Source organism: Streptomyces sp. Root1304, from assembly GCF_001426405.1.
Classification (GTDB): Bacteria; Actinomycetota; Actinomycetes; order Streptomycetales; family Streptomycetaceae; genus Streptomyces.
Map to the genome: position 1 here is coordinate 350823 of NZ_LMEP01000012.1, position 24230 is coordinate 375052.

Below are 24230 nucleotides of genomic sequence, written 5' to 3' on the forward strand. Positions count from 1 at the left end.
GCTCGCCGGGCGCTCGCCGGGGAGCGAAAGTGGAGGCATGGGTGCACGGCGGGACGAGTTCGCCGAGGCCGGCGCGCGGGAGCGGCGGGCGCTCGTGCGCGAGATCGACGCGGCGGGCGTCCTCACCGACCCCGCCTGGCGGGCCGCCTTCGCCGAGGTGCCCCGCCATCTGTTCGTCCCGTACCACTACGTCCCCGGCGCCGGCGGCTACGAGCGGCTCTGGTCCGGCGACCCCGATCCGGTCCGGCGGGACCGCTGGCTGAGCGGGGCCTACGCGGACACCGCCATCGCCACCCGTGTCCGGGACGGGGAACTGGTCTCCTCCGCGAGCCAGCCCTCCCTGATGGCGCTGATGCTCCAGGCCCTCGACGTGCGCGACGGACAGGACGTCCTGGAGATCGGCGCCGGCACCGGCTACCACGCGGCCCTGCTCTGCCACCGCCTCGGCGAGCGGCACGTCACCACCGTCGACCTCGACGAGGAGATCACCGAGTCCGCGAGGACCCATCTGGCCGCCGCCGGGTACCGGCCGGCCGTCCTCGTCGCCGACGGCGCCCGGGGCTGCCCCGAGCACGCCCCCTACGACCGGATCGTCGCGACCTGCGCGCTGCCCTCGGTCCCGCACGCCTGGCTCGCCCAGTGCAGGACCGGCGCCCTGATCCTCGCGCCGCTCTCCACCGGGCTGCTCCTGCTGCGGGTGCGCGACGGCACCCACGCGGAGGGAAGGTTCCTGCCGACGCCCGCGTACTTCGTGCCGCTCCGGGGCGTCGCCGCCCGCGCCCCGCGCCACGGTCCGGCCGGGGACTCGCTCTTCCACTTCTTCCGGGACCTGGTCGACGCGACCCTCGACCGCAGCGAAGCGCTCTCGCTCTGGCTGCGCGAACGGCGGCCGGAACGGGAGCGCTTCGGGGTGACGGTCAGCGGCGACCGGCAGTGGGCCTGGCTGGACGACCCGGCGGGGCCGTACGCCTGGCCCCTGCCGGGCGCCTGAGCGCGGCGGTCAGCCGAGCCGGACCGTGATCGTCGTCCAGGCGCCGACGTGCACCCGGTCGCCGTCCTGGAGCGGGACGGGTACGTAGGGCTGGATCGGCTCCTCGCCGCCGTTGACCGTGGTGCCGTTGGTGGAGTTCTGGTCCACCACCGCCCACGAGCCGTCCGGCTGCTGCACGAGCACCGCGTGCTGGTGCGAGACGCCCGGGTCCTCCGGCGGCACCGACAGGTCGATGTCGGGGGACTCGCCGGTGGAGTGCCGGCGGCGGCCGATGGAGATCTGGTTGCCCTGGAGCGGCAGGTGCTTCGCGGGCGAGTACGCGGGCAGGTTCAGGCCCGTCGCCTCCGGACCGCTGCGCTGCATCATCGCCATGAAGTAGTCGCGGTCCGGCGCGATGACCGCGGTCCAGGACAGCGGCTGCTGGGGCTGCTGCGGCTGGAACTGCTGTGGGGGCGGCGGCGCCATGTGCGGCGGCGGACCCTGGTGCGGCGGGGGCCCCTGGTGCTGCTGAGGCTGCGGCGGACCCTGGTGCTGCGGCTGCTGCGGCTGCTGCGGCTGCTGCGGGGGCGTCGGGTGCGACGGCGGGGACAGGACCCAGTCGTCGTCCGCGCGGGGCTGCGGCGGCGCGGGCTGCGGCGGGGCCTGGGCCGGAGCGCCGGGCGGGCCGGACGGAGCCTGGAGGTACCCCGGAGGCTGCTGCGCGGGCGGACCGGGCGGCTGCTGCTGGACCGGCGGGCGCTGCGGCGGGGCCTGGTGGTGGGTGGGCTCGGCGCCCAGCGGCTCGGCCGGCCGGTTCACCTGCGAGGGCCGCGAGCCGTGGTACCCGAAGGGGTCCTGGGGCTGCTGCGGGGCCTGCGGGGGCGGCGGCGGGGACTGGAAGCCGGGCGGCAGGTTCAGACCGGGCGGCGGTCCGGGCTGCTGCGGCGGCGGTGCCGGGGCGTTCTGCGGGGCGAGCGGCGTGTACGAGGTCGCCGTGTTCGTGAGGAAGTTCCAGCGGCACTCCTCGCAGAACGGCGCCATGTGCTCGCGCGGGGTGCGGCACTGCGGGCAGAGCTCCGCCTGCGCCGTCGCGTTCGGGTCGCCACCGGCGCCGAAGCCACCGGGAGCGGCGGGCGGAGCACCGTGGCCACCAGGAGCGCCGTAACCACCGGGGCCGCCGGGCGCACCGTAGCCACCGGGGGCGCCATGGCCCTCGGGGCCGCCGGGCGCGCCGTAGCCACCCGGGGCGCCATGGCCCTCGGGGCCGGGATATCCGTAAGCGGGAGGCGGCGGCGGGGGAGGCGGCGGTACGGCACCCGTCGGCGCACCCGCCCCGGCCATGCGATGGCCGCAGACCTCGCACCAGTCGTCGGAGACCGACTGGTGTCCGTTCGGGCAGGTCGGCATGTCGGTGCTTCCCCCTCTCGTCGTCCGGCCCGCTGGCCGGGCTACCTCTTGACGCGAACGGTCTTGGTGGAGCGGGTCTCGAGTGTCATCTCGTCCGCTTCCGCGACCTTCGCCTTCAAACGCACAGTACCGGTCGCCGCGTCGACCACGTCGACCACCTTCGAAAGGAGTTTCGCCGTATCCGCGTTGCCGGAGGCCGCCGCGAGCTGCACGGCGCGCCCCAATTTGGCCGTCGCGCCGTCGTGATCGCCCGATTTGCGGGCATCCAGACCCTGCTGGATGACGTCCGCCAGCTCGGCCTGGCCGGTGTAGTGCGCGACCTGCGGGTTGATCGAGGTCGACATCGCCAGGTCGTCCGTCCACACCGCCCGTACCAGTCCTTGGGACAGCGTCCGGGGGTCGCCGCCCAGCGGGTCCGGCGCGATCAGGGAGACCCGGGCGGCCAGCATCTCCCGGCCGACCGCCGCCTGCGGGACCCGCACGCTCACGTGGTAGTCGCGGGACTCGTCGCCCCACGAGCCCGTCGGGTAGTCCCCGGCGCGCGGCCCGGCCTCCGTACGCCGCCCGCTCAGGTCCTCGACCGTCGGCGCCACCTGCTTCACGAAGGCGATCTCCACCCCGACCGGGGTCCACAGGCGCAGCGCGACGTCCGCCACGCCCTTGCCCATCGCGTGCTCCATCATCGACGTGAAGTCGCCGGCGAGGGCGGCGGGGTCGGCGACGATGTCGGCGGTGCCGAGGAGGGCCGAGGCGATCCCGGTGACCTCCTTGACCTCCCAGTCGGTGCCCACCCCGCGCGCGTCACAGGTGAAGCGGCCCGCGCAGGCGTCGAGCGCGGCCCGCAGCTCCTCGGGCGTCTCGTGCTCGTTGCGGCCGTCGGTGAGCAGGATGCCGTGCCGGATGGTGAGGCCGGCGGAGGACAGCAGCCGGTCCGCGAGCCGCAGCCAGGTGCCGATCGCGGTGCCGCCGCCCGCGCTCAGCCGGCGCAGCGACTCCTTGGCCTCGGCCCGGGTGCGGGCGTCGGCCACCGCGAGGCGGCCCTGCCCCGGGTAGATCTCCGCGGCCTGGTGGGTCCCGGCGACGATGGCGAAGGCCGTGCCGTCGCGCAGGGTGTCGACGGCGGCGGCGGTCGCCTCGCGCGCGCCGCGCATCTTGGTGGCGGGGTAGTCCATCGAACCGGAGCAGTCGACCATGATCACGACCCCGGCGGCGCCGTCGCCCACCGGGCCGGACAGCCCGCTGGTGCCGCCGCCGGTCGAGGTGACCGTGACGATCGCGCTGACGTCCCTGCCGCCCTCGGGCAGGAACTCGTTCTGGTAGACGTCCACCGAGAACTGCGGCACGGTCGACTTGGAGAAGTTCGCCATCTGTTACGGCTCCTCGGGCAACGACGGAGAAGGGACGGGGGAGCGGCGACCGCTCAGGCGGATCCCGCCTCTGGGGGAGTGACGGTGAACGGCACGAGCGCGACCGTGATGTTGTCGTGGCCACCGCCGTCCAGGGCGTGTCCGACGAGGACCTGGGCGCTGTGCAGCGGGCGCTCCGCCGCGTCGGCCGGGACGACCCTGGCCATGTCCTCGGCGGCCTCGGCGTAGTTCCACAGCCCGTCCGTGCAGACGACGACCACACCCGACCGGTCGGGCTTGAACGCGGCCGTGTGCGGCTCCAGTTCGTAGGCGTCGGCGCCCAGCCAGCCGGTGATCGCGTGGGCGCGCTCGTCGGCGTACGCCTGTTCCACGTTCATCAGGCCGGCGGCGACCATCTGGGCGGCCCACGAGTCGTCCTCGGTGAGCCGGGCGGGCGGGGTGGCCCGGTCGTCCGGCACCCAGTAGGCGCGGCTGTCGCCGACCCAGCCCACGACGAGCAGGCCGTCGGCGACGACGGATCCCACGATGGTGCAGGCCGGAGCGTTGCTGCGGCGGTGCTGTTCGTGCTCGGCGCCGTCCCTGCCGGGTTCCTCCGCCAGGGAGTTGACGGCCTCGGCGGCGGCCACGATCGCCTCGTGCATCGCCTGCTGCGGGTGGGTGCCCCGGGGCAGCGCGGCGAGCAGCGAGGCGCCGGCCGCCTCGGCGGCGGCGGCGGAGGCCTCGTCGGGGCGGGTCGCCGAGGAGACGCCGTCGCAGACGATGGCGACGGTGGCGGGGGAGCCGTCGGGGAGTGTGGTCGAGGAGACGGCGAACGCGTCCTCGTTGCGGTGGTGGCGCAGCCCGCGGTCACTGACGGCGGCGACGCGGTCGAGCTCCCGCTCCATGTGGTCGCGCTCGCGGGGCTGCGCGTGCCCGCAGTTCTCGCAGTAGCCGTCGGTGTCGACCCGGCCGGCGCGGCAGGCGACACAGAGGGCGGCGGAGGCGGGGGCCGCCGGAGCCGCGGGGGCCGCCGGGGCGGGCGGTACGGGGTCCACCCGGACCGCCGTCCGCGGATCGGGGGCCGCCAGCTCGAAGTCGCCGCTGCCCGTGGTCGTCTCCCCACCGGGCGGCACCGGTCCGTCGGTACGCACCGGAGCCGGACCGGCGGGAGGCGTATTGCCCGGAGACGTACCGCCCGGGGCTGAACCGCCCGGCGTCGTACCGCCCGCAGCCGCACCCCCCGGCGTCACACCTCCCTGCTCCGTGCCCGCTTGCGCCGTGGCGACCGGCATCGTCGGCAGGTCGCGGCCGCCCGAGTCGGTGCCCGGCAGGTCTCCCGGGTGCTGGGTCAGCGTCGACAGCGAACCGGGGTCGCGGGGCGGGGCGTCCGGCCAGGCCACGGGCGTGCCGATGGCCACGGTCGGGCGGTCCGGCTCCTCCCCGGCGGCCGCCACGGCCGTCAGGTCGTACCCGCACGCCCCGCAGAACCGGTCGCCCGACTCCAGGGGTTCCGCGCAGTCCGGACAGGTGACCAGTCCGTGCGACGGCTTCGGCTTCTGGGACATCCTCACACCCACGTCCGGGGGCGGAAGCGGTTGGCCCGCTCCACCAGTTCGATCCTCTCCTCGCCCCGCTGGGCGAGCCGGGCCAGCACCCGGTACGAGCGTTCGAGGCCGAAGCGCAGTCCGCGCTCGTCCAGTTCACTCCCGAGCAGCAGCGCGCCGCCGCCCGGTTCCGCACCGGGACTCCCGGAGAGTACCCAGTCGAGAGCCGTCCCGAGCACCTCCGTCGACAACTGCTCCCGGCGCACCGCGTCCAGGCCGAAGCCCTGGAGCGCGGAGACCTGCGCCGCGGCGGCCGTCAGATCGGGTCCGAGCGGCTCGGCCGCCGGGCGCCGCCGCAGCCGCGCCCGCACGGTCGCCACCCGGGCCGCCGTGTAGTGGATCGAGGCCTCCGGCACGGACTCCAGGGTCCGTACGGCCCCGGCGCGGTCGCCCGCCGCGAGCTGCACCCGGGCGAGCCCGAAGGCCGCGCTGACGAAGCTCGGGTCGGTGGCCCACACCAGGCGGTAGTACTCGGCGGCGTTGTCCAGCTGGCCGAGCACCTCGGCGCAGATCCCGAGCGCCAGCTTCGGCGACGGCTCGCCGGGGAAGGCGTCGTACACCGCGTCGAAGGCGAGCGCCGCGTGCTCGTGGTCCCCGGTCACCAGGGAGGTGACGCCCCGGTACCAGACGATCCGCCAGTCGTCCGGGTCCCGCTCCTCCAGACCCGCCAGGGTCCGTACGGCGGAGGGCAGATCACCCAGTTCCAGCTGGGCCCGCAGGGTGCGCAGCCGCAGCTCCGTGGAGGGCGCGGGCGCGGCCTGCAGCGCGGCGAGCAGTTCGCCGGGGGCGGCGACCGCGAGTCCGGCGAGCAGACCGGCGTTGGGGTCGCCGATGTCGACGTGCGGCACGGGCAGCGCGAGCGCGGTGGCGGGCGTGTCGAGCGGCGCGAGCAGGGACCCGAGCCCCTGCCCGGACGCCGGGAGGGCGACGGGAGCGGGCGCCCCGGGCACGGCGGCAGCGGCCCGCTTGCGCCCGGTGCGCGCCCCCAGCAGCGACACGTCCTCCGTCAGCTCCGCGAACAGGGCCGTGTCCGTGACCCGGACCTCCGTGCCGAACAGCGTCGAGAGCGCCGGGCGCGGCCGCCCCGACTGGAGCGCCACGACCTCGCGCAGCACCCCGGTCAGCTGCTCGGCCATCTCCTGCGCGGAGGCGAACCGGCGCGCCGGGTCCGGGTCGGTGGCGCGGACCAGGAAGCGGTAGAAGGACTCGTACGTCCGGAAGACCTCGATGTGCTCCGGGTCCGGCAGCGAGTCCACGAAGACGTTCGTGTAGCCCTGGAAGTCGAAGGTCATCACGGCGAGCGTGCGCGCCACCGTGTACAGGTCGCTCGCCACCGAGGGACCGACCTCGGCCACCTCCGGCGCCTGGTAGCCGACCGTGCCGTAGATCGCGGACTCGTCGTCGTCCATCCGCCGGACCGCGCCCATGTCGATCAGCTTCAGCTGGTCCTCGGACTGGATGGCGTTGTCGACCTTGAAGTCGCAGTACAGCAGGTTCCTGCTGTGCAGGTGCCCGAGCGCCTCCAGGGCCTCGATCCCGTACGCGCAGGCCTGCTCGACCGGCAGCGGATCGCGCCGGCCGTCGGGGGTGCGCCGGTCGTTGGCGATCTCCTTGAGGGACTTGCCGCCGACGTACTCCATGACGATGTAGCCGTCCATGGAGCCGGTGCGCTGGTCGAGGTGCTCGACGAAGTTGTAGATGCGGACGATGTTGGAGTGCTCGATCTCGGCGAGGAAGCGGCGCTCCGAGATCGCCGCCTCCATCGCGTCCTGGTCGCCGGTGTCGAGCAGGCCCTTGAGGACCACCCACCGGTCGGAGACGGCCCGGTCGACGGCCAGGTAGATCCAGCCGAGGCCGCCGTGCGCGAGACAGCCCGCGACCTCGTACTGGCCGTGGACGATGTCCCCGCCGCGCAGCTTCGGCACGAAGGAGTACGGGTGCCCGCACTTGGTGCAGAAGCCCTCCGTACGGCCCGGCCGCTCGCCCCGCGAACGGCCCACGGGCGCCCCGCAGTCGGAGCGGGAGCAGAAACGCTTCCGCTCGGGGACCTCGGGGTTCTCCATGACCGCCGCCCGCGGGTCCGGGCGCGGCACCTCGGGGATCGACACCAGACCCGCGCCCAGCCGGTTGCGGGCGGACTGGCCGGTCGAGGTGCCGGAGCTGCGCACCGACACCGAGCGGGACGTGGACGCCCCGGAGAGCGAGCGCGACAGCCGCCCCGAGACCGAACGCCGGGACGTCGACGAACGCGACGAGGCCCGCGAGGACGCCCGCGAGGAGGCGGAGTCCGGCCCCCCGACGCCGGAAGCGCTGCCCGTGCCCGACTTCCTGCCGGGCACGGCCATCCCCGTCGGCGTCGACCCGATCAGCCCGCCGGGCGCCACCACCGGGGCGAGCCCGCAGGTGTCGCAGTACAGCTCGCCGCCTCCCATGTCCTCGTACGAACCCTCGCACGAAGGACGCTGACAGCTCCCCACACCCGTCTCCCCGCTCACCACTGTCGTCCTCCCGCGTCTCTCGGGCCGGACAGTACGTCCGCCGCCGCCTGCTGGTACCGCAGCACGGCCTGTTCCGCGACCCGCAGATCGCAGGGCGCGCTCCACAGCATCCTGCGCGCCGCGTCGTACCGCTCCACCAGCACCGGGTCCTCCGCCGCGCCCAGTCGCGCCACCTTCGCCTTGTACGCGTCCAGCCGGCCGCGCAGCTCCGCCCGCACCGCGAGCGGCGCCGTCACCGCGGTCAACGACTCCCGTGCCCGCAGCAGTTCGTCCTCCGCCTCCCGCTCCAGCGAATCCAGGAGCGGCGACAGCCGGTGCCACCGGGCGTGCCTGCGGTACTCGGCGGCGGCCGCCAGCCGTTCCTGCAGCACGATCGGCGGCCCGCTGACGGCCGGCACCTCGGAGGCGGCGATCTTCGCCAGCACCTCGCCGCGCGCCGCCCGCGCCTCCGCGAGCGTACGGTCCGCCCGCGAGAGCACGTCCCGCAGCCGCAGCAGCCGGTCCTCGGAGTCCTGCCGGACCGCGAGCACCGCCTCGATCTCCCGCCGGACGTCCTCCAGGGCCAGCGCCGCCCGGTCGTACCGCTCGGTGTCCGGCCTGCCGCCGCCGGGCGCCGAACTCCCCGCCGCCGGACGCCAGAAGGCCAGCGGATCCGTCACGACCTGGGAGCGCAGCGCGGTCAGCTCGGCCGTGATCGCCTCCAGCTCGTCCCCGGCCGGGTGCTCCCCGGGCCGCACGCCCACCGAGTGCGCGAGCGAACGCGTCCGGCCCAGCTCCGCGGCGAGCAGGTCTATCCGGGCGGGCAGCGCCGACCAGACCGCGTCCGCGGTCACCACCACGTCCAGCGAGGAGGCGTACAGCTCGTTCATCCGCCGGACCAGGCCCTCCAGCGTGAACCGCTCCGCCAGCTGCCCCTGCCCGCCCGCGCCGCCCGCGACCAGCACGCTCTCGCCGCGCAGCCGCTCGGTCAGCTCCACGAGCTCCTCCCGGCCGGGCCAGCGGCGCCGGGCGCGCAGCTCACGGGCGTCCCGCAGGGCGCCGGTGTACACGTCGAAACAGGTCCAGAGCAGGGTGATGGTCCGCTCGGTCGCCGCCCAGCGGTCCCGGGTCGCGCCGGTGAGACCGGCCCCTTCGAGCAGCCTGCGGCCCGCGTGGTCCTGGAGCGCGAAGAGCGAGTCCTCGACCGCCTTGTGCTCGGCGCCGAGCCGCGCCAGCGCACGGTCCACCTCGTCCCGGTCCATCACCGGACCGGGGGGTCCCGTGACGCCCATCGGTCACCTCTTCCTCTCCGTGTACGGGGCTGCTGGTACGGCGCTGCGCGTAGGGGCCGCGGGGGTACGGCGCTACTTGTACATGGGCGGGGGCGGCCCGGTTATCCCCGGCAGGTCCTTCTCCAGCCACTCCTTGTACGCCTTCTGCCAGGGACCCTGCCGGTACCCGACGAGCACCTGGTTGACCCGGCGCACCAGGTCGTCGTTGCCCAGCTTGGCCGCCACCCCGTAGTACTCCTCGGTGAACGGCCGGCCCTTGAGCTCGACCGCCGGGTCCTGCGCGGCCTGGCCGGCCGCCAGGGCGTTGTCCGTGACGACCGCGTCGACCTCGCCCAGCTGGAGCCTGACCAGGCAGTCCAGCTGGTTGGGGACGGTCAGCAGGTCCTTGTCGTCCTTGGTGCCGTCGGCCTCGTCCTTGAAGACCGCGCCGAAGGACTTCTCCGCCAGCGCGTCGTAGGCGGTGGACCCCTCGGCGGTGCAGATCCGCTTCCCGCGCAGCGAGGAGTCGTAGCCCGTGATGCTCTTGTCGGCCTTGGCCGCGAGGACCTGCTGCCCGGCCTGGAAGTAGGCGGTGGAGAAGGCGACCTCCCCGATCCGCTTGCAGTTGATCGTCATCGTGCGCACGACGAGGTCGATCTTCCCGCTGTTCAGGAGGGCGGTCCGCTGGTTGGTGGGGATCGCCCGCAGGATCACGGCGTTCCGGTCGCCGAGGATGTCCGCGGCGACGGCCCGGGCCAGCTCGATGTCGAAGCCCTCCAGGGTGCCCTTCTCCGGGTCCCGGTAGCCCCAGCGGTAGCTGGACTGGTCGACGCCGACGACCAGCTTCCCGCGCTGCTTGATCGCGTCGATCGACGGGCCGTCCGCCGACGAGGGGGTCAGCGAGGCCTCCGGGTTCCGGCAGGTGTCCGCCCTGACCTGGATGCCCGTGCCGAGGCCGGGGCCCGGACCGTACGTCCCGGGGGCCGCGGCGGCGGCGCTCCCGTCCTGCGCCAGCGGCAGCAGGGTCAGCGAGGCGGTGAGCCCGCACGCCACGGCCATCGCGGCCACCCCGCCCCAGCCCCGGAACCGCTTCGCCGTCCGCCGCACCAGCGGGTACGCGCCGTTCGGCATCCCGCCCCCTCTCACCGGTACTCCGACAGTCTGCGGTTGATGCCGAGCACGGCGCCCGCCGCACCCAGGATCCCGAGGGCGGCCGCGCCCAGCGGCAGCGCCGTCAGCGCGGCCCCGGCGTCCTCGGCGGAGCGGGTGAACTCGGCCTTCTCGTGGGCGAGGGCCCGCTCCAGGGCCGCGTCGACCTGGTCGAAGGCCTGGCCCGTCGAGTCCTTCGGGCCGACGATCCGGGTGAGGGCGCCCTCGTAGTCGCCGCCCTCGTCCTTCGCACGGGCTTCCTTGTGGAGGGTCTGCCACGTGCGGACGCGGTTCACGGCCTCGTCGACCGGCGTGCGGCCCGCGGCGTCGTCGGCCAGCTCGCCGGCGTCGGCGAGCGCGCCCGTCAGGGCCTCCATGCTCGCCGCGTAGTCCGCCTCGTACTTGTCCTTGGTGCGGTCCTCGGTGAGCACCGCGCCCCGGGCGACCAGGGTCAGGTTCTCGTTGGCGCGGGCCGTGAGCGAGCTGATCCGGGCCGTGTTGAGGACCTGGAGCGACTCCTGCCCGTGCGCCTGGGCCTTGTTCAGGTCGGCGCGCGCCAGGGTGTGCGCGGTGGCGAGCCAGAGCAGGGCGACCACGGTGGCGGCGGTCGCGGCGAGCAGCCCGTGGTTGAACACCCGGTGGGTGCGGACGTAGTTGCGGCGCTGGGCCCAGCCGAGGGCGGCGAGGACGACCAGCCCCACGGCGACCGACAGGTACGGCCAGGTGCGGGCGGCGGCGTCGTCCTTGCGGAGCCGCTCGGTCTCGGCCGTGTACAGCCGCTCGGCGGCGGGGAGCAGGGTGCTGGTCATCTGCTGGTTGGCGTACCGCAGATAGGCCCCGCCCAGCGGCAGGCCCTGCCGGTTGGCGGCCCGCGCGCGCTCCACCAGCCCCGTGTAGCGGGGGAGCTGTTCGTTCAGGGTGGCTATCTCGGCGGCCGACTGGCCCGAACCGTCGGTGCCCGCGGCGGCCTCGACGAGGAGCCGGGCGGCGGCGGCGATGTCCCGGTCGTACCGCTTGCGGGACTCCTCCGGTTCGAGCGTGCCCGCGAGGAAGCCGCTGGCGGCGGTGGTGTCCGCGTCGGCGAGGTAGCGGTAGATCGCGGCGGCGTCCCCGGACAGCGGCTGGCTGCGGTGCACGACGTCGTCGGCGGCGCCGGCCCGGTCGTCCACCTGGAAGGCGGTGACCGCCCCGAACGCGACGAGCAGCACCGCGAGTACGGCCCCGAGGATCTGCAGCCGGCCGGGCTCGGTCGTCGCGGCGACCCGCAGCCGCTCCCGGCCCACGGCCCACGCGCCCCGCCCCCCGGGCGGGACGGCGCCGGGCGCGGGCGACGGCTGCGCGGGCACGCCGGTCGGGCGTGCGGGCGCCGTGGCCGCGCCCCGCGCCACGGGGGCGGCGGGTGCGTTCGGCGGGTGTGTCACTTGACCTCCCCCTGGGTCGCTGACGTCGGCCGGTCCGGCCAGCAGTATGGCCGCAGGGGGCCCTCCGCACACCGGGATTGACTCGATCTTGTTCTTATCGTGCCGTATGCCCCCGGCAAGGCCGCGGGCACTCCCCTCACCTTGAATACGTCCTCACGCCGTCATCGGTTCCGTTCCGGACATCGCTCGAACAGGTGAACATGCCGGTGGGGCGCCCCTTCCCGTGGAAGAAGCGCCCCACACACCGCCGGCTCAGGCCCCGTAGTGCTCCCGCAGCCGGGCCGCCGCCTCCGGCCCCGCCGCCACCTCGTCCAGGGCGAGCAGCCCCGCCCCGAGGACCGGCGGCGCCGTCACGAAGCCGATGACGGCCTTCGGCGCCCGCTCGGCGAGGAGTTCGCGGATCCGCTCCTCCAACTGCGGGTGGCGGGCGGCCAGCACGCTGCCGCCCAGCATCACCGGTGCCTCCTCGCCGAGGAGTCCGAGCCGCCCGAGCGCGACCGAGGACAGGGCGACGACCTCCTCGGCCAGCCGGTGCACCAGCGACAGCGCCACCGGGTCGCCCGCCGCGCTCACCCGGAACAGCACGGGCGTCAGTTCGTGCCGCCGCTCGAACGGCACCAGGCCCAGGTGCAGCGCCTCGATCAGCGCGTACATCGACTCCAGACCGAAGTGCGCGGGCAGCGCGCGTGCCAGCTCGGACGGCTCGCCGCGCCCGTCCTCGGCACGCGCCGCGAACCAGAGCGCCTCCTCGGCCATGCCGCTGCCGCCGCCCCAGTCCCCGGAGATCTTCCCGATCGCGGGGAAGCGCGCGGTCCGCCCGTCCGGGGCCATCCCGACACAGTTGATCCCCGCCCCGCAGACCACCGCGACACCGCGCGGCTCGTCGATCCCGGCGCGCAGTATCGCGAAGGTGTCGTTGTGCACCCGCACCGACCCGCTCCACCCCCGGCCGAGCACCTCGGCCTGGAGCGCGGTCTCCTCGACGGGCAGGTCCGCGTTGGCGAGACAGGCCGTGACATGGGCGAACCCGGCCGGGACACCGGCCTCTTCGCACGCCCGTCCCACGATCTCCGCCAGCGAGTCGACGGCCGTCCCCACCCCCACCACCGGCGGCTGGAACCCGCCGCCGCGCGCCGCGCCCAGGACGGTGCCGTCCGGGGCGACGACCGCGACGTCGGTCTTGCTGTTCCCCGCGTCGACCGCGAGGAGGACGCCGTCCGGGTTCACGCCCACGCGAGGTGCTCCCGGTTGTGCGCGATCAGCCGGTCGGTGAGCCCGTCGGCGTACGCGTACTGGCCCACCAGCGGGTGGGCGAGCAGCGCCTTGAACACCCGGTCCCGGCCGCCGCGCAGCGCCGCTTCCAGGGCCAGGTCCTCGTAGGCGGTGACGTTCGCGATCAGTCCGGCGTACAGCGGGTCGACCGGGGCGACCGGCAGCGGGACGGCCCCGTGGGCGCCGACCGCGGCCTGCGTCTCGATGACGGCGTCGTCCGGCAGGAACGGCAGCGTGCCCTTGTTGTAGGTGTTGACCACCTGGTACGGCGAACCTCCGCCGCCCAGGAGGGAGGCCGCCAGGTCCACGGCCGCCTCCGAGTAGAAGGCGCCGCCGCGCTTGGCGAGCAGGGCCGGCTTCTCGTCGAGCGCCGGGTCCCCGTACATCTCCAGGAGTTCCTTCTCCATCGCGGCGACCTCGGCGGCCCGGGAGGGCTTGGTGCCGAGTTCCCGTACGACCTCGTCGTGCGCGTAGAAGTAGCGCAGGTAGTACGAGGGGACGACGCCGAGCCGGTCCAGGACCGGGCGCGGCAGGCGGAGGTCGTCGGCGACGGCGTCGCCGTGCTCGGCGAGCAGCCGCGGGAGGACGTTCTCGCCCTCGGGGCCGCCGAGGCGCACCGCGCGCTCCCAGGTCAGGTGGTTGAGCCCGACGTGCTCCAGGTGGACCTCGGAGGGGGCCACGCCGAGGAGTCCGGCGAACTTCCGCTGGAAGCCGATGGCGACGTTGCACAGGCCGACGGCCTTGTGCCCGGCCTGGAGCAGCGCGCGCGTGACGATGCCCACCGGGTTGGTGAAGTCGATGATCCAGGCGTCGGGGTTGGCGCGCCGGACCCGCTCGGCGATGTCCAGGACGACCGGGACGGTGCGCAGTGCCTTGGCGAGGCCGCCGGCTCCGGTGGTCTCCTGGCCGACGCAGCCGCACTCCAGCGGCCAGGTCTCGTCCTGCTCGCGGGCGGCCTGCCCGCCGACCCGGAGCTGGAGCAGGACGGCGTCGGCGCCCTCGACCCCGGCGTCGAGGTCGGAGGTGGTGGTGATCCGGCCCGCGTGGTCCTGCTTGGCGAAGATGCGCCGGGCGAGTCCGCCGACGAGGTCGAGCCGGTCGGCGGCGGGGTCGACGAGGACGAGTTCGGTGATGGGCAGGGTGTCGCGCAGGCGCGCGAATCCGTCGATGAGTTCGGGGGTGTAGGTGGAACCGCCCCCCACGACAGTGAGCTTCATGGTGTGATTCAGCCCTTCACTCCGGTCAGTGTGACTCCCTCGACGAACGCCTTCTGGGCGAAGAAGAAGACGAGGATCACAGGGGCCATGACCAGGACGGTCGCGGCCATGGTCAGATTCCAGTCGGTGTGGTGCGCGCCCTTGAAGGACTCCAGGCCGTAGCTCAGGGTCCAGGCGCCGGGGTTCTCGGAGGCGTAGATCTGCGGGCCGAAGTAGTCGTTCCAGCAGTAGAAGAACTGGAAGAGGGCGACGGCGGCGATGCCGGGCTTCGCCATCGGCAGCACGATCCTGATCAGGGTGCGGAACTCGCCGCAGCCGTCGATCTTCGCGGCCTCGACGTACTCGTTGGGGATGGTCAGCAGGAACTGGCGCAGCAGGAAGATGGCGAAGGCGTCGCCGAAGGCCATCGGGATGATCAGCGGCCAGAGGGTGCCGGAGAGGTCCATCTGCTTGGCCCAGAACAGGTACATCGGGATGATGACGACCTGCGGCGGCAGCATCATCATCGAGATGACCAGCAGCATGGACAGGTGCCGGCCGCGGAAGCGGAGCTTGGCGAGGGCGTACGCCACGGGGACCGAGGACACCACGACGAGGACGGTGCCGAGTCCCGCGTAGAGCAGCGAGTTCCTCCACCAGACGAGGAAGCCCTCGGTCCGGAACACCTTGACGTAGTTCTCCCAGTGCCAGGAGTTCGGCGTCAGGTCCCGGGTGAGCGCCTGCTGGTCGCTCATCAGGGAGGTGAGGAGGACGAAGACGAAGGGGAGGACGAAGAACAGGGCCGCGGCGATGCCGAGCGAGTGCACGGCGATCCAGTGCAGCAGCGACCTGCGGCGGGCCCGCTTCTCGGCGGGGCTCACGGGGCCGCTCGGGGCGGGGCGGGCGGCGCGGGCGGTTGCGGTCGTCATGAGTCAGTCACCCGAGCCGATCAGGCCGCCGCGCCGGCGCATGAGCAGCGCGGTGAAGGCCATGGAGAAGGCGAAGAGCACCAGGGCCACGACACAGGCGGCGCCGTAGTTGAACTGGCTGAAGCCGAGGCTGTAGACGAGCTGCGGCAGGGTCAGCGTGGAGTCGTCCGGATAGCCGGGCGAGAAGGTGACGCCGGAGCCGCCGATCACGCCCGAGGCGACCTTGGCGGCCACGATCGGCTGCGTGTAGTACTGCATCGCGCCGATGATCCCGGTGACGACCGCGAAGAGCACGATCGGCGAGATGTTCGGCAGGGTGACGTAGCGGAACCGCTGCCACGGGGACGCGCCGTCGAGTTCGGCGGCCTCGTACTGCTCCCTCGGTACGTCGAGCAGCGCGGCCATGAAGATGACCATGAGGTCGCCGACGCCCCAGACGGCGAGGACGGTGAGGGCCGGCTTGGCCCAGGCCGCGTCGTTGAACCAGGAGGGGGCGGGGATGCCGACCGCCTCCAGGAGCGAGTTGACCGGTCCGGTGCCGGGGTTGAGCAGGAAGACGAAGGCCAGCGTGGCGGCCACCGGCGGGGCCAGGTAGGGCAGGTAGAAGAGGGTGCGGAAGACGCCGGCGCCGGTCTTGATCTTGGTGATCAGCATGCCGATGCCGAGGCCGAAGACCACCCGGCAGGTGACCATGACGACGCCGAGCCAGAGGGTGTTCTGCAGGGCCGGCCAGAACTTCGGGAACTCCGTGAGGACGTACGTCCAGTTCTCCAGGCCCCGCCAGGTCGGCGGGTTGAGGCCGTCGTACCGCATGAACGAGAAGTACAGGGTGGAGATCAGGGGGTAGGCGAAGAAAACGCCGAAGCCGATCAGCCAGGGCGACATGAAGGCCAGGGCGACGAGCGCGCTGCGGCGGCGCTTGGCCCGCAGCGTGTTCGTCCCCCGCGGGGAGGCGGCGGCCGGGGCGGCGGCCGCCTCCTTCGGGGACAGGGTGTCCGTGCTCATGGGTGGGTGCCGGCCGTCACTTCGCCGCGGCGATGTCGCGGTCGATCTGGGCCGCGGCGTCCGCGAGGCCCTTCTTCAGGTCGGTGACCTGCCCCTTCTCGTACTGCTGGGCGAGGCGGGACAGGGTCTCCTGGTAGGAGGGGCCGTTCACGGCGCCGTCCGGGGTGGTGGACTCGGGGTGCCGGGCGATGTCCAGGAAGGTCTTGAAGCGCTTGTCGAACTTCAGGTCCGGGGACTTCAGCGCGTCCAGGGTGGAGGGGACGTTGCCGATCTCGTTGGCGAAGCCCACCACGGCGTCGGTGTTCGTGGTCATGTACTTGACCAGTTCCCAGGCGGCGTTCTGCTTCTTGCTCTGCGGGGCGATGCCCATGATCGTGCCCGAGAGGTAGCCCTTGCCGTACTCGGCCAGCTCGTCGTCGGCGACCGGCAGCGGCGCGACGCCGACCTCGAAGGGGACCTTGGCCTCCTTGATGAAGTTCAGCCGCCACTCGCCGTCGAGCTGCATGGCGACCTGGCCGGTCTGGAAGGGGTGCTTGACGCCCCACTCGTCACCGAAGGTGGTGCGGTACTTGTCGAGCTTCGCGAAGCCGCCGAGGCCGTCGACCAGGGACTTCTGGTACGTCATCATCTCGGCGAACGCCGGGTCCTTGGCGACGTTCGACTTGCCGTCCGCGTCGAAGTACTTGTGGTCCCACTGGGACATGTAGTGCTCGACGACGGTCTCGTAGCCGAGGTAGGTCGGCATGAAGCCGAGCTGCTCGTAGGAGTCGCCCTTGGACTTGGTGAGCGCCTTGGCGACCTGGGCGAACTGGGACCAGGTCTTCGGCGGGGCCTCGGGGTCGAGCCCGGCCGCCTTGAACGCGTCCTTGTTGTAGTAGAGGCCGTACGCGTCGGAGAGCAGCGGCAGGGAGCAGCGCTTGCCCTCGAACTGCGTGTACGACTGGAGGACCTTCGGGAAGATCTTGTCCAGGTCCAGCTTGTCCTTCTCGATGAAGGGCTTGAGGTCCGCGAGGGCGCCCGAGGCGCAGAACTTGCCGACGTTGGAGGTCGTGAAGGAGGAGACGACGTCCGGTCCGTTGGAGCCGCCCGCGCGCAGCGCCTGGCCGAGCTTGTCGTCGTTGATGTCGCCGACGACCTTCACCTTGATGTTCGGGTGGGCCTTCATGAAGCGGTCCACGTTGTTCTGGATCGCCTTGACCTCGCTGGGCGTCGACCAGCCGTGCCAGAAGGTGATGGTGGTCTGGGCGCTGGGGTCGTCGGGGGTCGCGTTGCTCGCGGAGCCCGTACAGGCGGTGGCGAAGAGGGCTATCGAGGCGGTGGCGGCGAGCGCTGCGGCTGCTTTGCGCGGACGTACGGGCATGACGGTGTCTCCCTGTGGCGGAGGGGCTATGGGGGCGGGGGAGGGCGGTGGGTCAGCGCGAGGTGTCGAAGACCTCGTCGCGCGTGGTGGCGAGGGCGCTTTCGAGGGCGCCGCGCAGGACGGGACGCACGGGGACGGAGGTGAGGACGAGCCGGGGCCGGGAGGCGGCGAGGTCGGCGAGTTCGGCCTGCACGCGGGAGCGCAGGGCCTCGCCGCCGGCGACGAGGACGTCACCGGAGAGCACGATGAGTTCGGGGTCGAGGACCGCGACGAGGGAGGCGAGCCCGGTGGCGACGCGCTCGGCGTACCGGTCGAGCAGTTCGGCGTAGCGGGGGTCCTCGCCGTGCGTCTCCGCCGCGTGCGCGAGCAGTCCGCAGGCGACCGGCACGTACGGCTGCTCGGGGGTGTCGATGCCGAGGGCGCGGGCGATCCGGGGGACCGCCTGGACGCCCGCGAGTTCCTGGTAGCCGCCGGAGTTGGCCTTGGTGACCTGCCGGACGAGCGGGGTGCCGGGCACCGGCAGGAAGCCGACCTCGCCGGCGCCGCCGGTGAAGCCGCGGTGCAGCCGCCCGCCGAGGACGAGGGCGGCGCCCATGCCCTCCTCGTTCCAGAGCAGCGCGAAGTCGGAGTGGCCCCGGGCGGCGCCCAGGCGCTGTTCGGCGACGGCGACGAGGTTGACGTCGTTCTCGTACTCGAACGGCATGGGCAGGGCGGCGGCCAGCTCCTCCAGGAGGGTGGGGGAGTGCCAGCCGGGCAGGTGGGCGGCGTACCGCAGGCGTCCGGTGGCCGGGTCGAAGGCGCCGGGGGTGCCGATGACCAGGCGCCGCACGTCCTCGCGGGTGATCCCGGCCGCCTTGACGGCCCCGTCGAGGGCGTCGGTGACCTGGCGGACGACGCCGGAGGCGGCGCGGCCCGGGGTCCGCAGCTCGAACTCGCCGACGATCGCGCCCGTGACGTCGGCGACGGCGGCGTGGATGCGGGACTGGCTGACGTCGAGTCCGGCGGCGTACGCGGCCCGCGCGTTGACCGCGTAGAGCTGGGCGTTCGGTCCGGGCCGGCCCTCGGTGGTGCCGGTGGCGACGACGAGCCCGGCCGCTTCGAGGCGGGCGAGCAGCTGGGAGGCGGTCGGCTTGGACAGGCCGGTGAGCTTGCCGATCCGGGTCCGGGAGAGCGGGCCGTGCTCCAGGAGGAGGTCCAGGGCGGCGCGGTCGTTCATGGCGCGCAGCACGCGCGGCGTGCCGGGGGTTCCGGGGGCCGTACCGGCCATGGGGGTCGCACCTGCCTTCGTACTGTTAGGAAAGTTTCCTATTGGGTTGGGAGGAAGGTAAGGCGGGCGTCACGGGGTCGTCAATACCCGGGTACGACAAACGCCCCCGAAGGCAACCGAAGTGTTACCCACGAGGGCGTCGATGTGCCGGGATCCCCCGCGGCCCGTCGCGGACTTCCGCGATCCGCCGCGAGGCCCCGCTACTTGGAGAGGTCCGGCCTCGGCAGCGGGGTCGCCGCCGTCGACTGGGGCGAGGTCGCCGACGCGAAGGCCGAGGGGGCCGCCATGCCCGCCGTCGGGTCCGCCGCCGGCTCCTCCGCCTGCGCGGGAAGCCCGCCCACGATCCGGATGCCGGCCTCGTCCAGGCCCCGCTTGATGCGCCAGCGCAGCTCGCGCTCCACACCGAGCGCCTTCCCCGGCATCGTCTTCGCCGAGACCCGGACGGTCATCGAGTCGAGCAGCACCTCGTTCAGACCCAGCACCTCCACCGGACCCCAGAGTCGCTCGTTCCACGGCTCCTCCTTGGCCATGGACTCCGCCGCCTCGGTGATCACCGCCCGCACCTTGTCCAGGTCCTCCGTCGGCCGGACCGTCACGTCGACGCCCGCCGTCGCCCAGCCCTGGCTGAGGTTCCCTATCCGCTTGATCTCGCCGTTGCGCACGTACCAGATCTCGCCGTCCACGCCCCGCAGCTTCGTCACCCGCAGGCCCACCTCCACGACCTCGCCGGACGCCACGCCCGCGTCGACCGAGTCACCGACGCCGTACTGGTCCTCCAGGATCATGAAGACGCCCGACAGGAAGTCCGTCACCAGGTTCCGCGCGCCGAAACCGATCGCCACACCGGCCACACCGGCCGAGGCGAGCAGCGGCGCCAGGTCGATCTTGAAGGCGCCCAGGATCATCAGCCCCGCCGTGCCCAGGATCAGGAACGACGCCACCGAGCGCAGCACCGAGCCGATCGCCTCCGAGCGCTGCCGCCGCCGCTCGGTGTTGACCAGGAGACCGCCCAGGGCGGTCCCCTCCACCGCCTGCGCCGAGCGGTTCATCCGCTCGATCAGCTTCGTCAGGGCGCGGCGGACGGCCATCCGCAGGAGCAGCGCGACGACCAGGATCAGCAGGATGCGCAGCCCGGTGTTCAGCCAGGTGGACCAGTTCTCCTCGACCCAGCTGGCGGCGTTCGTGGCCTTCTCCGCCGCCTCGTCCAGGGTCACCGGAATGGGTTCGGGATCGGTGGCAGCCGCAAGGGCGGACCAGGACACGGGAAGACCTCCAGGCATCGCGTACGCAGGCCATCCACAGTAACGGGGCGTCGGACATGGTCCCGTAGCCGTGTTCGAGGGAGAGACCGACCTCACCCGGGCAGACAGAAGGGAGACATGCCGATGTGGTCGAGAACACGCCGGGCCCGTCACCCCGATCCCGGTACGTGGTGGCGTTCCGACCAGGCATGAGGGGAGACTGAGAGCAGTTCGTCCCGGCGCGAGCCACGCGCCGCCGGCGTCATAGGAGGCATCCGTGCCGCACGTCCTGGTCCTCAACGCGTCGTACGAGCCGCTCGGCGTCGTACCGCTCCGCCGCGCACTCGTCCTCGTCCTGGAGAACAAGGCTCTCTGCCTCGAGGAATCCGGCGCCTTCCTGCACAGCGAGACCCAAGTCGTCCCCGCGCCCAGCGTGGTGCGACTGAAGCGCTTCGTGCGGGTCCCCTACCGGGGGCCCGTTCCCTTGACCCGCCGAGCGCTCTTCGCGCGCGACGGCGGGCGCTGCGCCTACTGCGGGGCGGTCGCGACCAGCGTCGACCACGTCATCCCGCGCAGCCGCGGGGGCACCCACGCCTGGGAGAACGTGGTGGCGGCCTGCCGCCGCTGCAACCACGTCAAGGCCGACCGGCACCTGCGCGAGATCGGCTGGCGGCTGCGCCACCAACCGGCCCCGCCCACCGGCCTGGCCTGGCGGATCATCGGGACCGGACACCGGGACCCCCGCTGGCTTCCGTACCTCCAGCCGTACGGAGCCGAGGACGTGATGGCCCGGATCGACTCCGTCGCCGACGCCCCCGTGAGGGCGCTGACGACGGGTTGAGCCGGGCCTTTCGCGTACGCGGGGGCGGTACGGCTCCGCTCGGCGGGGCGGTACGGCTTCGGGGACGCGGGGGCGGTACGGCGTCGGGCGGCGCACCCCTCAGGGGGTGGGCCGCTCGTCCGGCGTGCCCGCCGACCCCGCCGACGCGGCGTCCTTCGCCGTGTCCTTCGTCGTGTCCGGCGCGGTGTCCGGAGTCTCCTCCGGCGGGTCCACCGGCCCCTTCCCGGCGGACCGGGCGGCCCGGCCCTCGCCCGCGGGCGGCTTCGGCGCGGCCACCGCGTACGTCTCCACCGACCAGAGCGAGTAGCCGAACCGGGTCGCCCGCGACTCCCCCTGCACCCGCAGGAAACGGGTGTCCGCCGCGTCCATCCGGACCGCCTCCCGGCCGCCCCTGCCCTCCGCGACCGTCGCCGCCGTGCGCCACACGCGCCCGTCGGCCGAGACCTGGACCCGGTAGCGGGAGGCGTACGCGTCCTGCCAGTGCAGCACCACCTGCCCTATCCGGGCCGGCTCGGGCAGCTCCAGTTGCCACCAGGCGCCGTCCTCCGCGGGGGAGGACCAGCGGGTGGCAGGATCGCCGTCCACCGCCGAGGAGGCCGGGAAGTCCGCCGTCTCGTCGCCCGAGGAGGAGGCCGTCGCCGCCCGCGCCAGATCGGGACCGGCGGTACGGGGGAAGGCCCGCACGGTCAGCACCCGCTCCTCGCCCGCGAAGGACACCGGCACCCGGTACGCCCCCACCGGCACGTCCGGCGCCACCGAGACCTCCAGCGGGACGGTCGTCCGCGCGCCCCGCTCCACCACGGCCTCCTTCGGCAGCCGTACCGTGACGCCCTTCGGGGCCCTCGCCGTCAGCGGCCCGCGCACCTCGCCCGCGCGCCGCCCCGACAGTTCCACGTCCACCCGCCGGGCCGGGCCGCCGATCTCCGCGTCGGTCTCCGCGCGCGCCAGGTCGACCCCCGCGCGCGGCCCGTCCGCGAACCAGGGCACCAGCGCGCGCACCTCGGGCGCGGGCCCCTCGGCGTCCCACACGACCCGCAGCGCGTCGGCCCGCAGCCCCTTCGGCTCGGACTGGGTCCACCCGGACGCCGACAGCGGGCCCAGCGCCCGCCAGCCCTCACTCGGCACGAACGCCTCCACGCGCGCGTGGCCGCTCCCGCCGCCCGCGCCCGGATCGGCCGGATCGGCCATCACCGTCAGTGCCTCCACGGACCGCGCCCGGTCGAGCCGCACGGTGTACGAGCCGGCCGTGCGGTCGGCCCGGGCCGCCGCCGTCCGGTCGGCGCCGGTCCAGGCCGCGGCCCGGTCCACCGCGCGCGTGAGGAACGGGTCCAGCACCCCCGCGCCCACCGTCACCCGGCTCGCCGCGAGTTCCTTCCGCAGCGGTTCGAGCCGCAGCTGCGCCGCCCAGGCCGCCGCGCCGTCGCCGCGCGTCTGGGCGAGCAGCATGTCGACCGCCGTCTCGCCCGCGAGGCCGTACCGGGAGAGCTGGTCGAGCCAGGGGCCGGTCTCCTCGTCGAGGGCGCCGCCCGCGGTGTCCGCGAGCCGCTCGGGGGCCCCGCGCATCACGGTGAACGCGGCCCGCAGCTCCCGCGCCGCCTTCTCCCGCCGCGCGTCCGCCCCGGCGCCGGTGCTCGCGCGGGAAGCCCAGAAGTTCGCCAGGAGCGGCTTCAGATACGCCGATTCGCCCGCCGGGTCGAGGACCGAGGAGGCACCGTTCCCGGCGAGCGCCCGCAGCGCCTCACGGGCGGCGGGCCCGGGCCCCGCGAGGTCGTCGACGGCCGCCCGCCAGGACTCCCGGGGCCGGTAGCCGCGCGGGTTCCAGGCGTAGTCGGCGGCCGTGAAGAGCGGCACGCGGGAGACCGCCGGCTGCTCCATGGCGTGGGCCAGATAGGCGGCGGACCCGGCGGCCACCGCCGGGTCCCGGCCGGTGGCGGGGCCGAGGAACAGCCGGTCCTGGGCGTAGTCGTTGACCGGGTAGTTGTCCATGGTGACCAGCGGGTGGCGCAGGGCGCCGCGCGCCCCGGCCAGCTCGCCGCCGGTGATCGTGCGCGGGACGACCCCGACACCGGTCCACGCCACCCGCACGTCCGCGTCGAGCGCCTCCGCGAGCTTCGTCCGGTACGCGGTCGCGCCGTCCTGGTAGTACTCCGTCGGCATCACCGTCAGCGGCTCGGCGTCCGGGTGCCGTTCGGCGAACCGGCGGGCCACGGTGTTCGCCACGCGCGCGTGGGCGGCGGCCGCGGCCTCCGGGCCGCGCCCGAAGGTGTCGGCGTCCCGGTCGCAGTGCCACTCGTCGTAGGAGGCGTCCTGGAACTGGAGCTGGAAGGAGCGCACGCCGAGCGCCCACATCGCGTCGAGCTTCCGGGTCAGCGCCGTCACGTCGGAGTCCGAGGACAGGCACATGGACTGGGCGGGCGAGACGGCCCAGCCGAGCGTGACGTGGTTGGCGCGGGCCCGCTCCGCGAGCGCCCGGAACCCGGCCTGCTGGGCGGCCGGGTAGGGCTCGCGCCACTGCGCTCCCCGGTACGGGTCGTCGCCGGGCGCGTACAGATAGCGGTTCTGCTTGGTCCGGCCCAGGAAGTCGATCTGGGCGAGCCGCTGCTCCGCCGTCCACGGGCTGCCGTAGAAGCCCTCGGTGATCCCGCGCTCGGCCGTGCCCGGCCAGTCGCGGACCACGACCCCGGGCACCTCGCGGCCGTCGCCGAGGAGCTGACGCAGCGTCTGCACCGCGTGGAACAGGCCGTCCCCGCCGACCCCGTCCAGGACGACCGTGTCCCGGCCCTGGAAGCGGCCCGTGGCGAGCCGGTAGCCGCCGCGCGGCAGATCGAGCCGGTCGGGCACCCGCAGGGCGCCCAGCGCCTCCTCGGCGGCCGAGCCGTCGGGCCCCGCGACCCGGAGGACCGGCCCCCGGCCCGGGAGCCCCTCGTGGACCGTCCGCACCCCGGCGGACCGCAGCAGCCCGCGCAGGGCGGCGAGGGCGTAGGGATCGGCGTCCTCGTCCGCGAGCAGCGTCACCTCGTCCCCGAGGCGTACGGAGGCCCCGGCGGCGGTCAGGGACTGCGGACGGGGCCAGACGGCGGGAAGGCCGACGGTGGCGGTCCGCGCCCCTGCGGAGGGAGCCGTCGGGACGGGAGGCGTCACGGGGACCGGCGGCGCGAGCGGCGCGCGCGGGGCCCCGAGCGCCGCCGGGGCCTCCGGGAACGCCTGCGCCGAGCCCGCCGCCGCGCCGCCGAGGAGGCCGCCGATGACGGCGGCGGCCACGGCCGTCGCGGTGCGCTTCCTGCGCCCGAGGTGCACGGGGTCTCCCTTCGGCCGGGGGCCGGCCGCTCCGCCGGTTGGTCACGAGTAGGTCACGAGCCCACCACCCGTCGCACGGAGGTGTCAATGAGAGTGGCCGATGTGTCGGCTTTGCCCGGCGAGCCGTCGGCGAGGTGACGTCACTTCGCCACTTTCCGCCGGTAAAACGAGGTGCGG

At 74.1% G+C, this 24230-nt stretch carries 17 protein-coding genes; 2 read left to right on the forward strand and 15 right to left on the reverse strand.

The features are described 5' to 3' along the window. The first annotated feature begins 37 nt into the window (after nucleotides 1-37). Nucleotides 38-991, forward strand: coding sequence for a methyltransferase domain-containing protein (locus tag ASD33_RS14485; protein ID WP_056558775.1), 954 nt, complete (start codon nucleotides 38-40; stop codon nucleotides 989-991). Nucleotides 992-1000: 9 nt separating this feature from the next. On the opposite strand, the gene ASD33_RS14490 is transcribed toward ASD33_RS14485, so the two are convergent. From ASD33_RS14490 to ASD33_RS14555, 14 genes are all read right to left on the reverse strand, one after another. Beyond that, the gene (locus ASD33_RS14490; RefSeq protein WP_056558778.1) at nucleotides 1001-2377 is read right to left on the reverse strand and encodes an FHA domain-containing protein; all 1377 of its coding nucleotides are present in this window, start codon (nucleotides 2375-2377) and stop codon (nucleotides 1001-1003) included. A 41-nt stretch (nucleotides 2378-2418) separates the two neighbouring features. Continuing rightward, a complete protein-coding gene (locus ASD33_RS14495; RefSeq protein WP_056558781.1) occupies nucleotides 2419-3744 on the reverse strand; it encodes a VWA domain-containing protein in 1326 nt (441 codons plus the stop codon). Nucleotides 3745-3797: 53 nt separating this feature from the next. After that, complete coding sequence (locus ASD33_RS14500; RefSeq protein WP_107103720.1) at nucleotides 3798-5288, reverse strand: PP2C family serine/threonine-protein phosphatase; 1491 nt, start codon at nucleotides 5286-5288, stop codon at nucleotides 3798-3800. Between the two features lie 2 nt (nucleotides 5289-5290). Continuing rightward, a complete protein-coding gene (locus ASD33_RS14505) occupies nucleotides 5291-7759 on the reverse strand; it encodes a serine/threonine-protein kinase (RefSeq protein WP_242426982.1) in 2469 nt (822 codons plus the stop codon). Between the two features lie 59 nt (nucleotides 7760-7818). Beyond that, nucleotides 7819-9096 (reverse strand): hypothetical protein, encoded by a 1278-nt coding sequence (locus ASD33_RS14510; protein WP_056558787.1) that lies wholly within the window; start codon nucleotides 9094-9096, stop codon nucleotides 7819-7821. Nucleotides 9097-9168: 72 nt separating this feature from the next. Beyond that, nucleotides 9169-10206 carry a glutamate ABC transporter substrate-binding protein gene (locus ASD33_RS14515; RefSeq protein WP_056558790.1) on the reverse strand — a complete coding sequence of 346 codons (1038 nt, stop codon included), beginning with the start codon at nucleotides 10204-10206 and terminating at the stop codon, nucleotides 9169-9171. Nucleotides 10207-10217: 11 nt separating this feature from the next. Beyond that, complete coding sequence (locus tag ASD33_RS14520; protein ID WP_242427034.1) at nucleotides 10218-11507, reverse strand: hypothetical protein; 1290 nt, start codon at nucleotides 11505-11507, stop codon at nucleotides 10218-10220. Nucleotides 11508-11897: 390 nt separating this feature from the next. Further along, nucleotides 11898-12878: a BadF/BadG/BcrA/BcrD ATPase family protein gene (locus ASD33_RS14525; protein ID WP_056558794.1), complete on the reverse strand. Its 981-nt coding sequence runs from the start codon at nucleotides 12876-12878 to the stop codon at nucleotides 11898-11900. After that, nucleotides 12869-14134: a 6-phospho-beta-glucosidase gene (locus ASD33_RS14530; protein WP_056558797.1), complete on the reverse strand. Its 1266-nt coding sequence runs from the start codon at nucleotides 14132-14134 to the stop codon at nucleotides 12869-12871. The genes ASD33_RS14525 and ASD33_RS14530 overlap by 10 nt, the downstream gene beginning before the upstream one ends. Before the next feature lie 8 nt (nucleotides 14135-14142). After that, entirely contained in the window at nucleotides 14143-15042 is a 900-nt protein-coding gene (locus ASD33_RS14535) for a carbohydrate ABC transporter permease (protein ID WP_056558798.1), read from the reverse strand. 3 nt (nucleotides 15043-15045) lie between these two features. After that, entirely contained in the window at nucleotides 15046-16047 is a 1002-nt protein-coding gene (locus tag ASD33_RS14540; protein ID WP_056558801.1) for a sugar ABC transporter permease, read from the reverse strand. A 16-nt stretch (nucleotides 16048-16063) separates the two neighbouring features. Then, nucleotides 16064-17407, reverse strand: a complete 1344-nt coding sequence (locus tag ASD33_RS14545) for an ABC transporter substrate-binding protein (protein ID WP_056558804.1) — start codon at nucleotides 17405-17407, stop codon at nucleotides 16064-16066. Between the two features lie 52 nt (nucleotides 17408-17459). After that, the gene (locus ASD33_RS14550) at nucleotides 17460-18674 is read right to left on the reverse strand and encodes an ROK family transcriptional regulator (RefSeq protein WP_056558807.1); all 1215 of its coding nucleotides are present in this window, start codon (nucleotides 18672-18674) and stop codon (nucleotides 17460-17462) included. 200 nt (nucleotides 18675-18874) lie between these two features. Then, the gene (locus tag ASD33_RS14555) at nucleotides 18875-19954 is read right to left on the reverse strand and encodes a mechanosensitive ion channel family protein (RefSeq protein WP_079044777.1); all 1080 of its coding nucleotides are present in this window, start codon (nucleotides 19952-19954) and stop codon (nucleotides 18875-18877) included. A gap of 238 nt (nucleotides 19955-20192) precedes the next feature. On the opposite strand from ASD33_RS14555, the gene ASD33_RS14560 reads away from it, so the two are divergent. Continuing rightward, complete coding sequence (locus ASD33_RS14560) at nucleotides 20193-20756, forward strand: HNH endonuclease (protein WP_056558814.1); 564 nt, start codon at nucleotides 20193-20195, stop codon at nucleotides 20754-20756. Between the two features lie 99 nt (nucleotides 20757-20855). On the opposite strand, the gene ASD33_RS14565 is transcribed toward ASD33_RS14560, so the two are convergent. Then, complete coding sequence (locus ASD33_RS14565; protein ID WP_079044778.1) at nucleotides 20856-24053, reverse strand: beta-N-acetylglucosaminidase domain-containing protein; 3198 nt, start codon at nucleotides 24051-24053, stop codon at nucleotides 20856-20858. Nucleotides 24054-24230: the final 177 nt, after the last annotated feature.

Coding starts and splice junctions, on each gene's coding strand:
- ASD33_RS14485 (WP_056558775.1), top strand. CDS start 38: ATGGGTGCACGGCGGGACGAGTTCGCCGAGGCCGGCGCGCGGGAGCGG.
- ASD33_RS14490 (WP_056558778.1), bottom strand. CDS start 2,377: ATGCCGACCTGCCCGAACGGACACCAGTCGGTCTCCGACGACTGGTGC.
- ASD33_RS14495 (WP_056558781.1), bottom strand. CDS start 3,744: ATGGCGAACTTCTCCAAGTCGACCGTGCCGCAGTTCTCGGTGGACGTC.
- ASD33_RS14500 (WP_107103720.1), bottom strand. CDS start 5,288: ATGTCCCAGAAGCCGAAGCCGTCGCACGGACTGGTCACCTGTCCGGAC.
- ASD33_RS14505 (WP_242426982.1), bottom strand. CDS start 7,759: ATGGGAGGCGGCGAGCTGTACTGCGACACCTGCGGGCTCGCCCCGGTG.
- ASD33_RS14510 (WP_056558787.1), bottom strand. CDS start 9,096: ATGGGCGTCACGGGACCCCCCGGTCCGGTGATGGACCGGGACGAGGTG.
- ASD33_RS14515 (WP_056558790.1), bottom strand. CDS start 10,206: ATGCCGAACGGCGCGTACCCGCTGGTGCGGCGGACGGCGAAGCGGTTC.
- ASD33_RS14530 (WP_056558797.1), bottom strand. CDS start 14,134: ATGAAGCTCACTGTCGTGGGGGGCGGTTCCACCTACACCCCCGAACTC.
- ASD33_RS14535 (WP_056558798.1), bottom strand. CDS start 15,042: ATGACGACCGCAACCGCCCGCGCCGCCCGCCCCGCCCCGAGCGGCCCC.
- ASD33_RS14540 (WP_056558801.1), bottom strand. CDS start 16,047: ATGAGCACGGACACCCTGTCCCCGAAGGAGGCGGCCGCCGCCCCGGCC.
- ASD33_RS14545 (WP_056558804.1), bottom strand. CDS start 17,407: ATGCCCGTACGTCCGCGCAAAGCAGCCGCAGCGCTCGCCGCCACCGCC.
- ASD33_RS14550 (WP_056558807.1), bottom strand. CDS start 18,674: ATGGCCGGTACGGCCCCCGGAACCCCCGGCACGCCGCGCGTGCTGCGC.
- ASD33_RS14555 (WP_079044777.1), bottom strand. CDS start 19,954: ATGCCTGGAGGTCTTCCCGTGTCCTGGTCCGCCCTTGCGGCTGCCACC.